Genomic DNA, 12,986 nt, shown 5'->3' with positions numbered 1-12,986 from the left:
CGCGGCCACTACGCACAGCCGTTGGGCATTGCAGCGGGACACAGCAGATCGAACAGGGCTAATTGACATAGTGGATGTCGCAAGACCTTGCGCCACCACACTGATCGAGGAAGCAAAATTATGGGACGTCTCAGCGAAAAGGTCATTCTGGTGACCGGCGGGGCTCGAGGGATGGGGGCCGCTCATGCGCGCCTGCTGGTAGCGGAGGGAGCTAAAGTCGTGATCACCGATATTCTTCGTAAAGAAGGAGAGGCATTCGCGGCCGGCCTTGGCACATCCGCGATCTATGTGCGTCAAGACGTCGCTCAGCCAGAGGAATGGCGCCGAGCGATCGCGGCTGCGGAGAGCAACTTTGGCGCGCTGCATGGCCTCGTCAACAATGCGGGCATAGCCAGTATTGCTCCTATCGAGCAGTTTCCACTCGAGCAGTGGACGAAGACCCTTGCTGTCAATCTCACCGGTGTATTTTTGGGAATGCAGACTGCCCTGCCCGCCATGCGCCGCGCGGGCGGAGGCTCGATCGTCAACATCTCGTCGGTCGAGGGGCTGAGGGGTAGTGCAGGGCTTCACGCCTACGTTGCTTCCAAGTTCGGTGTGCGGGGCATAACCAAGTCCGCTGCTTTGGAGGCCGCTGCGTCTGGGGTTCGCATAAACTCAGTCCATCCGGGGTTAATCAACACTTGGATGACAAAGGACTTCGATTCTTCCAGTTTTCCCATTCCGCTTGGGCGGGCAGCCGAACCGCCGGAAGTGTCGCAGGCAGTTTTGTTCCTGCTCAGTGACGAGTCCTCTTATCTTACGGGCTCCGAAATCGTCGTCGATGGCGGTCTGACGATCGGCGTCCCGTACAAGTGTCAGGCTCCCGAAAGCATCTTCTGACTACTGTCACATAAACGAGATCTGATCCTTTGCTCGCCCGGGCAAGCCCGCTGGTGTGGACAGCAAGACGCCGTGGTTCGTTGGTTCGAGCTTGGCGGCACTCTCCGGCGCGGCGTTCATGATCCCCGACGAGCATATGCGTGGCCGATCGCATTACCTTCTCGAGCGCTGAACCTTCCGGGTGGGGCGTTGGACGGTAGTTGGGACCCGGAAAGAGGGGGCGTCATCCGAGGTGATCCAGAGATGGAGGAACATTTCGAGTGCCTCTGGGATCTGTTCCGTTCGGTTCTACTGGCTGAAATACTCGGTCAGACGGCGATGGAAGCCGTCTATATCCTCCTCAGATTGAACGCGGCGTGCCCGAGGTATTCAATTGACCTATGATATCAGCAATCGCTAGCAGCCAAGGGTAGACTACGTGACGGCAAGGAAATTGAGATCCCAGGACCGGCGTTCCTACCCCAACATATTCTGAAACAGATTAGCCCAACCGAGCTTGGTGAACTGATGAATGAGTACCTGAGTTGAGGTGGGACGCTGTCTGACGTAGCGGACATCGGGCAACGGGCTGTGCCGTGCTTCTCCCGCGCGGTGACATTACCATCGACGTTGATGTCTAGAGAATAGCGCGCCCGGTGACCAGGTGGGGCTTTCCACTCCTGCCGCTGATGTCAACGGGCACCTTAGACGCACAATCGAAGCTGCCTAAATTGGGAAGCCTCGCGGATCGCGGCGATCTGCGCGCCAGGCAGGAGAATCGGCGCGGTCACGATCGGCGATATGGTGCTATTCAATACGCTTCTGCTTCAGCTCAATATGCTCTTTGAGACGGTCGCGAGGGCGATCTCTGACGTAGCGCGGTTGCGAGCCGACCTCATCCCTCTAGCTAGACTGTGGGCCGCACTAGAAGAGCGCCAGCATCTCATGCTCACGATTTCAAGCCCTCCGCTGGCCAGCTCTCTTCCGAGAGCATTGGTCATGCCTACGACAACGGTCGCGGCGTTACTAACGTCTCGTTTAAGGCCGGGCGATCAGCAATACGGATGCATCGTCCCGGATGATCCAAGAGTGGCGAGACTGCTTGAGATTTTCCAACCCCCGAACGCTTTCCTTTCTCTCGATGGGAATCCGGGTCGGTTGATCTTCATTTTAAGCGCTGCCGTCCCCTCGAATGTCTTCCGGGTCCAGAACTTAACGGCCGCCAACCCCAGTGGCACACCCTCGATTGTAACTGCGAGGCTCGAATGAATCAGGATGCCGCAAACCGTGTGCGATCTGAGGCGGCCCGCCTTATCCCGTCCACTGTTTATGCTCTTGGTGATGCCGATCGCTTCTGCGGCGGCGCGATCACTTGTCAATTGGAAATGGCCGGCCAGAATGTCCGCTTCGCTGACCCGGTCATTAGAGAAGAAGCGGTAGGCGGCCTTGGTATTCGCCCAATCCTGGCAGACGAGCGGAATGCGTTGTCCCATGGGGCGTCCAATCTGCGTGAGCAGTTTGCGGAATTGTCGCCAAGCCGCTCGTCCCTAAACTCGCATCCACTACTCTCTCGATCAATCCAACATTCACCTTCCAAGGACCGCAAGCGGCCTTTTGCCGATCGATCCCTTAACGTCAGCCCCATAGAGCACCCCCTCGCGAATCAGGTGCTCAGCAAGGAATCACAAGTGATTCTTTCGATTCAAGATTTCGCCGATCAGCGGATCATCCCGAGTAGTCAAAGTTATGGGTAATTCAAAGCCTCACCGGATGCTTACGCCCTGTTCGAAGCTGCCAACGTTGTTCTCAGGCGATCAACCCGATGGTCTCCGATGAAGGCCTGGGCGGTGCGTGTTGCCCACCGGCAAGGAAGCAAGCGTGCAAAGGTCGCGCTGGCCAGAAAGATGGCTGACGACCATCCATATCAATCAGCTTAACGTCGCGCTTCCGAGCGCGATCTCCGTCGTAAACGTCCACGACTTGGTTTCTGATCAGATGAGCCTATGCATCGTCCATTATTGCCTTTGCGCTATGAATGATATGTAATGCGCACGCCCGCAGTAGGATACGCGATCTTTCAATCGATCAGCCTGACCTGGACGGCTCTGTACTTCGAGCGCTGTTGATTGAAGCGAATTTCGAAAGTCACGCGCGTGACCGACACCAGATCAGACCCTGCGCAGTCGCGAAGGTCCGATATGTGCACGAACAAATCCTCCTGGTCGGCATCGTCAGGAGAATGAACCCCCAGCCCTTTTCAGCGTTGTACGATACCACCGTTCCAGTGCGCATCTCTGCTTCCAATATCTTGCGAGCTGAGATCGCCGCCTGCTGCTCCGGAGCTGCGGGTGCACTTTCCGCCGTTAACTCGTCTCGAACGCGGAACTCGTGGATTGGCCATCTGCTCTCCCGCTTAGGTGAGGCTGATGCTGTGCTACTTACCTGCCTTCTTGGTGCCGTCGTCCGACATGACGGCGACGAGCGCGAGCGAATGAGCGCCACCAGTTGAGAATCCTGATCTGATTCACCTCGCCTCACAGCAAACCGGCGGGGCGCACCAGGCGCTAGCCGCAACGAGCCCGCCCCTAACTCACCGCATCTGGAACATTCGGTGATGCTGCCCAGAACCGAGCAAGGGTCGTGCTGAATCGAGAATTGGAGGGTCTGCAGGCGCTTCGTGTGCGTCAAATTTGTTCGCCTTGGTCTGAAAACTGATGCTCGGCACTATCCGTCCCTGGTGGTCCCGCCGAACTTCGGACCAATGCAGGATGACGCTGGCGTGTCCGATACCGGGGTCACTGATACGTCGGGGTCCACAATTTTAAAGGCGTCGAACTGTCACTTTCTCTTTCGCACTACTTTCGGCGAAAGTTCGACCAGCCTCACTGATCAGCCTGGTCGCTGGGGAAAGGCAAACGGAGCAAGGGCGGAATCGTTCTTCGTTTTCCCGCTTAATTCTAAACGGCGTGTACGTGCCACACGCCGGATGATTTGCGCGCCGTCAGCCTATTTCACGCCTTGCGCCTCTTAACTTACCGAAGACCGATGGCTGTGCCTGAGACGATCCAACATCTTCCAGCCTTCGCCAAACAATTTCGAGCAGGATTGCTCCGCAAAATCCAGGTGGCACTTCAGTAGCTCAGAGGGAGTTTTAGAGTCCGCGAGAGTCTTCATGAAGGTGGCCTGATCGTGCAAAGAGGAAGCAGCCAGCTTTAGCGCGTCGCGGAGCGACGCGGCGAACAGGTTTGCTGTCGCTTCGATGGATTTTTGCCATTCCGGAACCGTAAATGAAATGCGCGATGCAGCTGCGGTGCTTTCTCCAGTATCATCCGTGGGGCCACCGGCTCCAGGGCGCGATGCCTCGGCCAGTTCGGGCCCTCCACGTGGTCGCCGTTCGCGTTTTCCGTCTTCGCCTAAGGTCTCTGGCATTGCATATCTCCCGAAAAGATTGCTAGGAGCTGGGTGGTTCGCTGCAGGTTTTCGAGCACCAGAGGTACCACAACCATCAACATGTTGTACCTGTCTTATCTGGTAGCGTTGGCTGCGAGGAAGAAGCGCGACATCCGTTGGGGCTTCCGTCCTCAGAACATTGGAACGGTGATCCAACAGCGCTAATGTGGTGTGATCAGGTTGTGTGCCCAGGCGGACTCGGCCACTTTCCGGCGCATATACGTTGGAGAGACCAATATCGAACTGCTTAGCGGCTGCCGCCGCTAGGCGCCGCATGAACCCTCTGTGCGTCCCCAATTCTGCTGTTTCAGGAGTCCATCGCTGAGCTCGAAATTCTCTGCGGTTGTGTAGTGACAAGCGGCGCGTTTGATCCGGTCTGAAGACGGAATATTGAGCTAAGTGACCTTGCCCCACGGGCTTAATCCAGTGTGAAGTTCGCTCTGGCCCACGACAAGAACAGAGCATGAAGCGCAGCCGCCTTTCGGAAGAGCAGATCATCGGGATTTTGAAGTAGCACGAGGCCGGCGTTTCGGTCGCCGGTCTGTGCCGCAAGTATGGCGTCAGCGACGCCAGCATCTACAAATGGAGGGCCAAGTTCGGCGGGATGGATGTCTCCGAGGCCAAGCGGCTGAGGACGCTGGAGGACGAGAACACGAAGCTGAAGCAGCTCCTCGCCGACACCATGCTGGACAACGCAGCCTTGAAGGACCTCCTGGGAAAGAACTCGTGGGAAAGAAATGGTGACGCCCGCGGCCCAGCGGAAAGCTGTCGCCCATCTCCTAGACGCCTTCGGGATGAGCGAACGGCAGGCGACCTAAAGCACATCGGCAGACGCGATAGCCGAAGCGGAGGCGGCTGTTCCGGCTCTACCGGGAAGAGAGGCTTCCGGTTCGTCGCCGTGGCGGTCGCAAGCGAGCGATTGGGACCCGGGCGCCGATGACGGTGCCGATGGCGCCGAACGACCTCTGGTCGCGGCGCCTACGCCAACGGCTATGCTGCGCAAGTGTCCCTCCACCGCTGCCGAGCAGCCGTGGGCACGTGCGTCGTCGCGTCGGTTGGAAGTCGCCGCTTGGTCAGTGCCGTGCCAGCGGCGCCTGGTCCGCGCGCAGCAACGTGGCGACAATTCCAACACCGCACCTCCGGCGCGACAGACCACCATGAACTCGTCGAGGCCGAGGCAGTCGAAAACGACCGGCACCGCGCGAACCGTAACTGCTCGGAGAACCGCTCGGAGGTGCGGTTGATCGGTAAGCGTTGTTCTCAGGCCACAGCTTTGAGGTCGTGACGGCAATAGGCCCACGCAAGCGGATCGACGTCGCCCAGCTTGCAGGTTTATGCCGCCCGCCGAACTATGCCGAACAGGGCAGCCTCATTCCATTCGGCATAGTCTTGCCGTTAAGAGCGACTCGAGGAAGGCGAGTAGGCGGTCGTTCGGCTGGAGCGGGTTCGCTTGCCGCGCTCGCGCCGGTTAACGTAGTGGCGCAGCCCAGTTCTCGTCGTCGGATGCAATGGCACGAACGGCGACTTGCCGAACTTGGTCAGCCGGACCGTCAGCACGCCGGCGTCGAGGTCAACGTCATCACGCTCCAGGCCATCGCCTCGGATATACGCATGCCTGCAGCCGGACAAGGTATGGTAGCTCCATCGGCGCAGCCCGTCCGCTGGCGCCAGAGCCAGCGCTGCCGTCAACAACGCATCGATCTCCGCGTCGCTAGAGACATAGGGCTTGGCGCGGTGGACGCCCGGGCTGATGTCGAGGGGCGACACCTTCGTTCTCGGATCGAAGTTAGCGACAGCGCGCGAACCCGCGCACGTCGCTCAATCGCAGCGCCCAGGATGCATGACGATCGGGCGGCAGCGTTGCCCATTTCCATTGCCAGCTTCTTGGTGATGATCCTGGCATTGCGCTTCTCCATGAAGGCGACGAACGTCGTCCATGACCAGTTGGCGAGCGGACACAAGCTTCGCGTGCTCATAATGGTCGATACCTTCTCGCGCTTCTCGCCGGCGCTGGCGCCGCGGTTCACCTTCCGCGGCACCGACGTCGTGGGAGGTGCTGGAAGGGGCCTGCAAGGAAGTGGGCTTACCGGCAACGATCCGCGTCGATCAAGGCAGCGAGTTCGTGTCTCGCGATCTTGACCTCTGGCCTACCAGTGGGGCGTCACACTGAATTATAGCGGCCCGGCAAGACGACTGACACGGATATCGTAAACAAGCCCTATGTCGCAGAAGCCTTGCTTTGTCGGGATCGCGGCTTTGCCCGCCACCGGGACGTGAACCTCGTATACTCCTTCTCGGCGCATTCCACGCGTGCTCGTTCCTCGGCCCTCTTCGCGGGGATGTTGTATTCATAGGCCGATCTACGCTTGGCATGACTGCATTTCACTGATGAGTGAGCAGGGATTTCGCGCGATCATGAGCGCCGAATTCAGACGATCGTGAGCAGCCCGCTCCGGCCGAGGCGGTGATAGAGTCAGCGTTCTGGCTGCTCGTCAAGGGTGACGGTTTTGGCGTTGCGTTTTCGCATGCTTTCGCCGGCAAGCTGGAGGCGGTGAGCGTTATGGACGAGGCGATCTAGGACGGCGTCGGCTGTCTCCGATAACTTCGTGCCATGTGTCCACAGGGAGTTGGCGGGTTACGATGGTGGAGGCGCGGCCATGGCGGTCCTCGAGGACTTCCAGTAGATCGCGCCGCTCGGCGGCGGTGAGCACCGATAATCGTCCAAAATCAGAAGCTGGGCGCGGCCAAGGGTTTTGAGCAAGCGGGCATAGCGTCCATCGCCCCGCGCGAGCGCCAACGCTTCGAACAATCTTGGAACGCGATGATAGAGAACCGAGCGATTGTCGCGGCAGGCCTTGTGGCCGAGGGCACAGGCTAACCAACTTTTGCCCAATCCGGTCGCTCCGGTTAGGAGCAAATTCTCGTGCCGATCGATCCAGTTGCCACTGACGAGCTTGGCGAAGAGGGCCCGGTCGATACCCGCGGCGTGCGCAAATCGACGTCCTCCACGCAGGCATTCTGGCGGAGCGCGGCCAGCTTGAGGCGCGTGGTGAGCCGCCTGGTGTCGCGTTCCGCGGCTTCCCGGTCGACCAGCAGGCGGATGCGATCTTCGAACGGCAAGGCCTCGAGATCAGGCGATCGTCGCTGCTCCTCAAAGGCCTTGGCCATGCCGCTCAAGCCGAGCTCGATCAGGCGTTCGTGGGTGGGATGGTTGAGCATACAAGTCTCCTTGGCTTCAGTGGAAATAATCCCGGCCGCGGATGTTGCCGTGGCGCAGGGGTTGGTGTTCGGAGGGTTCGTCGAGAAAGGTGCGATCCAGGCCGTTCTGGAGGATGGAGCGGATCGAGGCGACGGATCGCGCCTTGATCAGAATGCCGCGCCGACAGGCTGCGTCGACACGCTCGGCGCTGTAGCTTTTGACCAACGACAGAATGCCGAGGCAGGTGCGAAAGCCTTGCTCGGGATGCGGCCGGGTGGCGATCACGGCCTGGAAGAAGGCGGGCCGATCCGCTCGCCGGCGGCGATCACACCGGCGGGCGTCCATTGGCCGTAGCGCAGATGGGCGCTGGGCATGTGGTCGGTGATGGTGGTGTGGCCGCGCCGGTTGGGCGCGCGAGCGTGGCTGGCGATCCTGCTGCCCTTGTGGAAGATCTCGACCGTCCTTCGTCAATGCGCGCATCGACGAGCTCACGGATGAGCCGATATGGCGTGGAATACCAGTGTCCATCGATCTCGATATGATAGTCGGGGCCGACCCGGCATCGCTTCCAGTGCGCGAAAGCGTAAGCCTGGTCCGGCAGCTCTATGAGCTTGGGGCTTGTCGAGTTCAGCGAACAGTTCGGCGCGGCTGGCGCCGAAGTCGCGCATCTGCCGGGCATTGAGTTCGACGACGAGCATTTTGATGGCTGCGTTTAGCTCCGCTAATGAAAAGAAGCGTTGGTTGCGTAGCCGCGCCAGAATCCATCTTTGGGCGACTTGCACCGCAACTTCGACTTTTGCCTTATCTTTTCGGCGCCGCGGCCAGGCTGCGAGAATGGCCGCGCTGTAATGGCCTTCCATCTCCGCATAGGTCGGTTGAGGCCGAGATCGTGGCGGTCGGATTGGTGACGGCGGCCTTGAGGTTGTCGCAGACCACGAATGTCGGCGCGCCGCTGAGGAAGGCGAAGAGGTTGATGTGGACCCAGACCCAGTCGGCGAGCCCCTCGCTTGGCAGGCCTCGGCGTAGGTATAGTTGGACGCACCCATCGCCGCGACGAACAGCTTCATCGACTGTACTTCCCCCCACTTGAGGGGTCGATAACGTCGATGGTGTCGCCGGCGAAATCCACGAAAACCTTCTCGCCGCCCAGATGGGTCTGCCGCATCGAAGGCCGGGCTCGCCCCTTCCAGGCCTCGTAGGTCGTGCAGAACCATGTGTAGCCGAATCCATCGGGATGGGTGGCGCGATACTCATCCCACAGCAGCCGGGCGGGTCACGTTGCGCCGGCGCAGCTCCTTGTCGACATAGCCCCAGTCGGGAACGTACCGCTGTAAGCTCTGCGATGCAGGCCTCGGCGCAGGGAAAAGCAGCAGCTCCAGGTCTTCGTCAATCATTCCGGCCGGCAACGGCCAGTTCAGCCCGGCCGCCCGGCTCAGCGCACATAGCTGTGCGCAGCGCCGTTGCTGATGCCCAGGGTGTGCGCGATGGCTCGCTCCGGCAAGCCTTGAACATGTTTTAGGCGGAGAACCCCTTTGATCCGGCGCATCGACAATCTCTGGGTGGGCATCGGCCTTCGTTCACTGACGAGGCAGTTCCTAAGCCGGTTGAGTTGTCGGCCGAAGCGGGCTGAGCCGTTGAAAAGTTGCTCACGATCCCGCGAAACATGCAGCATGGCTGGTGGGTAATCCAGCGGGCGCAGTTCGACGCACGCGCGCCGCTCGCCACTGCACAACCGCAGAAAATTGCAAGCTAAGCAATGGCCTCCTGACCGCCGGAACCGAGAAGCCGACAGCGACGGTACATGCGGCGCAGACGCTAAAGCCGATCGAAATCGGTGTCTCCAACCTTTGTGCGCCGGCAAATGGCCAAGTCCGCCTGGGCACACGACGTGACTACACCCTTCATTGCATCGAGAGTCTTTGGGCGGCCACCCTTCTCGAGCTTCTTTCAAAACAATGCTGGGGCCCGCCGCCAAGCTGGTTGCGGTCGCGCATCTTCGGGCTGTCATGAGCCTGTCGGAACCGGCAGGCCTGTTCGATCGCAGCGCTGATGGAAAGATCTCCGCTATAGCTTCCTCCGGACGTGGCTCTCCGTGGTCGACTGCGCGATCTCGCCAACGAGCGGCGGCGCTTCGGATACCGCTGGCTATTCGTCTTGCTGCGGCGGGAGGGCGAACCGTCGGGGATCAACCGGATCTGCGGACTTTATGGCAAGGAACGGCTCACCACGGGCAAGCGTGGAGCCCGCTGATGCAGGGGATTTAAGCAGCACTTTGGATACCGTTCGGGTGCGTTCATGTATAAGGCTTGTTAATGCGACCGATGCCATGGCCGCTGACCCTGATGGAGATCGCGGCGAGGTCTCATCTACGGGTCGCGCTTGTTGCGCCTAAAGCTCTTCGAGCTTGCTCGATGTCCAGCTCCGCCGGTGTCCATCATGCTGTCATTTGCCATCACAACGTAAGGTGGTCAAGATACGCTGAAGGGTCAGGCCGCGAGCTTAGGCCCATAGAATTCCCCAATCGTCATCATCGCTCAGACGATCCGTGGCCAACTTGTTGGCAACGGCGACGACCATGGGCCGACGCCGTTCAAGCAGGGCTTCGATACCGCCACCTCCGGCCCAGGACCGGGCCCTTGGATACCGAACAACGTTGCGTGTTCCGATGTCAAGCCAGTACCTGAGATCGGAATCGCCCTGTTTCGTAATCCGATCTAGCCGGTCCGTCCCGCCGGTGGAATTCCGCTTAGGCGTCAGGCCAAGCTAGGCCGCGAACTCCCGCGCGGAGCCGAACATGGTCGCGTCCAGCATCCGACGACACATCACCGAACGCCTCACCGGCCGAAGACGGCTCGACAGGGACCGCGCCACGACTGAAGTGGCAACACGGTTTGTTGAGCCCTAGCTCCACAAGTTCCAGCTCGAACAAATGCACGCCGCCTTTGCGCCCTCGCGCATTTTGTCCGAGAGGACCGCGATTGAGCCGGGCTTCATCTCAATCCTGAGCTTCTTCTTTTTGGGCCGTTTCGTGCGTCATAAGCTCAAGTTCGAAGGCGACGTCCACATAGATAACGTAGCTGCCGCGCGACCGGCTGTGGTGTCCTTACCCGTATGCTCGAGAGAAGAAAATTACTGCCTGTCCGACTTAAAAGCCCCTGATCGACTTGAAAGCCGGTAGTCCTGGTCCTCCGCTTGAATGAGCAAGGTGGGAGCGGAGGTCAGGGCGTGCGCCGCGACCTTCAACGTGATGGCAGCCGACCATTTCTGGCAGGGTGCCAGCCGGAAACTTAGAGCGTAAGATGGTAGGCGACTTTCTCTCACCCGGAGAGCAGCACAATGGAACCTCGCATCCAAATCCTCCGGGAGCTTATTGAAGATCAAATTGAAGTCGTCGCGGCGGCCATCTGCGAAGGCAACGGCGCTTTAGAAGCCGAGCTTCGTTTGGAATGGCTTACGCGCGAGCTGGTGAGCGGGCAGCGCGTTTTTACTGACCAGAGCATAGCCTGAACGGGCTTTAGAGGCTGCAGTCGGCCTCTCGCATGCCTCGGCCCTTCTCTCAAGCAACCGCGCTCAAACTAAGAGCCTTCTAGGCCAAATGAGCTGCTGCCGGTTTGATGGACACCAGGTTAAGCTAATCCCACCTTGCGCTCGAACTGAACCGGGCTGAGATAGCCGATGGTCGAGTGCCTGCGGATCATGTTGTAAAATCTTTCGATGTAGTCGAACACATCGGCTCGTGCCTCGTCTCTGGTTCGGTAGATCTTGTTGGCGGTCCGTTCGGTCTTGAGCGACGAGAAGAAGCTCTCCATCGCTGCGTTGTCCCAGACGTTGCCGGAACGGCTCATGCTGCAGAGAATGCCGTGGTCGGCCATCAAACGCTGGAACTGCTCGCTGGTGTACTGACTGCCCTGGTCGGAGTGGTGCAACAGGGCGTCCGGCTTGCCGCGTCGCCAGACGGCCATCAGCAGGGCATCGGTTACCAACTGAGCTGTCATGGCGGCGCTCATCGACCAACCCACCACCCGGCGTGAGAACAGGTCGATCACCGCTGCGACGTAGAGCCAGCCCTCGGCCGTCCAGAGATACGTAAAGTCGGCGATCCACTTCTGGTTCGGCCGCTCGGCGGCGAACTGCCGGTCAAGGAGGTTCGCCGGCCCGGTCTCGAGCTGTCGATCGCCGCTGTCCTTCGGCAAGCGCCGGCGTCGCGGCCGCGCCCGCAAGCCTTGCAGGCGCATCATCCGTTCGATTTGGTGCAGGCCACAGTCCGCCCCATCGGCGAGCAGATCACGCCACACCCGGCGCGCACCATAGGTGCGGTCGCTCGCCATGAAGCTGGCCTTCACCTTGCCGCCGAGCTCTTCGTCGCTGCGGGATCTGGCGCTGGGCGAACGATTCAGCCAGGCATGGAAGCCCGACCGCGACACCCCCAGCGCATCGCATAGCCATGCCACCGGCCAGATCGCCCGGTGCTTCGCGATGAAGACGAACTTCATGTCGCTTCCTTCGCGAAGAAGGCTGCGGGCTTTTTTAGGATGTCCCGCTCGGCCTTCAACTTGGCGACCTCACGGCGCAACCGCTCGATCTCCTGCTGCTCCGGCTTCATCTGCCCGTGGCCGGGAAAGGCCTGCACCGGATCGGAGCCGAACTCTTTCACCCATTTGCGCAGAACGTTCTCATGAACATCCAGGTCGCGCCCGGCCTGCGCCACCGACACCCCACGCTCCCTAACCAGTTTGACCGCCTCGATCTTGAACTCGCGACTGAACTTCCGTGCACCTCCGGCTTCATGAAACACCTAATCTCGGTGTCCATCAAACCGGCAGCAGCTCAAAACCCGTTTAGTCGGGCGGGCGAGTCGCTCTCGGAGCTTTAAGGCGCTCAGTTGTTCAGTCGTTCGGCCGGGCAGTCGTTCAGCCTAAACGGTTTACCGGGAAATCGCAGAATTAGTGGCGGCGAGTCTGCCTAGGGTGGGATCGCGCTGTTGCGGCCAGTGCGTTGTCCTCCTTTCCGTGGTGAGGCTCTGTGCTTGAGAGGTCCGGAGCCTCACTGGCCCATCGCCAATCCCGTCAAGAGAGACCTGCCACAATGAACTACGAACCGTGGCCCGGTCTTTGCCGGCCTGGCTGAGGGCTTGCGAGCGCGCCATCGCGCCCGAGCCTAAGCCGAGCGAAACGATCCACCCCGACCCGGAGCTGCTAGCCGCAGCTGAACGACTTCAATTACTCATCACGGCTGAACGTCAGCGGGGCACCGACGAGAGCCTCGCCGCGCCGCTCCGAAGGCATGGCGGGCGCAGCATCATGCTTCTCGTGTTCAACTACCAAGACAGGTAAGGGTGACTTGGGGTCGCAGGCAGTGCGGAGACTCGGCGCTGTTCGGTTGCGTTGGAATCAGACACTGTCCCTATCCCCGCCCGCACCACCCTTTGACGTTTGCGGCAACGTGACTCGGCGCTTATCCCCCACGCATACACGGAGGA

General features: G+C 60.2%; 7 protein-coding genes and 6 pseudogenes. 6 read left to right on the top strand and 7 right to left on the bottom strand.

Going from position 1 to position 12,986, the window contains the following annotated elements; translation table 11 throughout:
- The first annotated feature begins 120 nt into the window (after positions 1 to 120).
- Both EHH60_RS32550 and EHH60_RS32545 read left to right on the top strand, forming a co-directional pair.
- Positions 121 to 879: a glucose 1-dehydrogenase gene (locus EHH60_RS32550; protein WP_124163410.1), complete on the top strand. Its 759-nt coding sequence runs from the start codon at positions 121 to 123 to the stop codon at positions 877 to 879.
- Positions 880 to 951: 72 nt separating this feature from the next.
- A complete protein-coding gene (locus tag EHH60_RS32545; protein ID WP_245454642.1) occupies positions 952 to 1,263 on the top strand; it encodes an oleate hydratase in 312 nt (103 codons plus the stop codon).
- A 647-nt stretch (positions 1,264 to 1,910) separates the two neighbouring features.
- Here the strand turns inward: EHH60_RS32545 and EHH60_RS32535 are convergent.
- Both EHH60_RS32535 and EHH60_RS32525 read right to left on the bottom strand, forming a co-directional pair.
- Positions 1,911 to 2,351, bottom strand: a complete 441-nt coding sequence (locus EHH60_RS32535) for a transposase DNA-binding-containing protein (protein WP_245454641.1) — start codon at positions 2,349 to 2,351, stop codon at positions 1,911 to 1,913.
- Positions 2,352 to 3,885: 1,534 nt separating this feature from the next.
- On the bottom strand, positions 3,886 to 4,287 hold the full coding sequence (locus tag EHH60_RS32525; protein ID WP_036031912.1) for a hypothetical protein: 402 nt from the start codon (positions 4,285 to 4,287) through the stop codon (positions 3,886 to 3,888).
- Between the two features lie 484 nt (positions 4,288 to 4,771).
- Between EHH60_RS32525 and EHH60_RS32520 the strand changes: the two are divergent.
- Positions 4,772 to 5,280: pseudogene (locus EHH60_RS32520) on the top strand (transposase); the annotation flags it as partial.
- Positions 5,281 to 5,703: 423 nt separating this feature from the next.
- Here the strand turns inward: EHH60_RS32520 and EHH60_RS32515 are convergent.
- Positions 5,704 to 6,075 (bottom strand): site-specific integrase, encoded by a 372-nt coding sequence (locus EHH60_RS32515; RefSeq protein ID WP_199752318.1) that lies wholly within the window; start codon positions 6,073 to 6,075, stop codon positions 5,704 to 5,706.
- A 153-nt stretch (positions 6,076 to 6,228) separates the two neighbouring features.
- Between EHH60_RS32515 and EHH60_RS32510 the strand changes: the two are divergent.
- Positions 6,229 to 6,545, top strand: a pseudogene (locus tag EHH60_RS32510) (integrase catalytic domain-containing protein); the annotation flags it as partial.
- A gap of 236 nt (positions 6,546 to 6,781) precedes the next feature.
- On the opposite strand, the pseudogene istB reads toward EHH60_RS32510, so the two are convergent.
- Positions 6,782 to 7,527 (bottom strand): annotated as a pseudogene (gene istB / locus EHH60_RS32505) (IS21-like element helper ATPase IstB).
- 16 nt (positions 7,528 to 7,543) lie between these two features.
- Positions 7,544 to 9,074 (bottom strand): annotated as a pseudogene (gene istA / locus EHH60_RS32500) (IS21 family transposase).
- Positions 9,075 to 9,418: 344 nt separating this feature from the next.
- Here istA and EHH60_RS38240 point away from each other — a divergent pair.
- A pseudogene (locus EHH60_RS38240) lies at positions 9,419 to 9,754 on the top strand (IS3 family transposase); the annotation flags it as partial.
- Positions 9,755 to 9,993: 239 nt separating this feature from the next.
- On the opposite strand, the pseudogene EHH60_RS38235 reads toward EHH60_RS38240, so the two are convergent.
- A pseudogene (locus EHH60_RS38235) lies at positions 9,994 to 10,312 on the bottom strand (transposase); the annotation flags it as partial.
- 531 nt (positions 10,313 to 10,843) lie between these two features.
- Between EHH60_RS38235 and EHH60_RS37275 the strand changes: the two are divergent.
- Positions 10,844 to 11,014, top strand: coding sequence for a hypothetical protein (locus EHH60_RS37275; RefSeq protein ID WP_157786092.1), 171 nt, complete (start codon positions 10,844 to 10,846; stop codon positions 11,012 to 11,014).
- Positions 11,015 to 11,133: 119 nt separating this feature from the next.
- Here the strand turns inward: EHH60_RS37275 and EHH60_RS32490 are convergent.
- A protein-coding gene (locus EHH60_RS32490) for an IS3 family transposase (protein ID WP_124163409.1) occupies positions 11,134 to 12,302 on the bottom strand; the annotation gives its coding sequence in 2 pieces (ribosomal slippage) (positions 11,134 to 12,029 and positions 12,029 to 12,302; 1,170 coding nt in all).
- Between the last annotated feature and the right edge of the window lie 684 nt (positions 12,303 to 12,986).

Source organism: Bradyrhizobium sp. RP6 (genome assembly GCF_003837805.1).
Lineage (GTDB): Bacteria > Pseudomonadota > Alphaproteobacteria > Rhizobiales > Xanthobacteraceae > Bradyrhizobium.
This window is presented reverse-complemented; position numbering and strand designations above follow the sequence as displayed.

Bases quoted from the DNA above. Each gene is read 5' to 3' on its own strand.
- EHH60_RS32550 (WP_124163410.1), top strand. From the start codon at position 121: ATGGGACGTCTCAGCGAAAAGGTCATTCTGGTGACCGGCGGGGCTCGA.
- EHH60_RS37275 (WP_157786092.1), top strand. From the start codon at position 10,844: ATGGAACCTCGCATCCAAATCCTCCGGGAGCTTATTGAAGATCAAATT.
- EHH60_RS32525 (WP_036031912.1), bottom strand. From the start codon at position 4,287: ATGCCAGAGACCTTAGGCGAAGACGGAAAACGCGAACGGCGACCACGT.
- EHH60_RS32535 (WP_245454641.1), bottom strand. From the start codon at position 2,351: ATGGGACAACGCATTCCGCTCGTCTGCCAGGATTGGGCGAATACCAAG.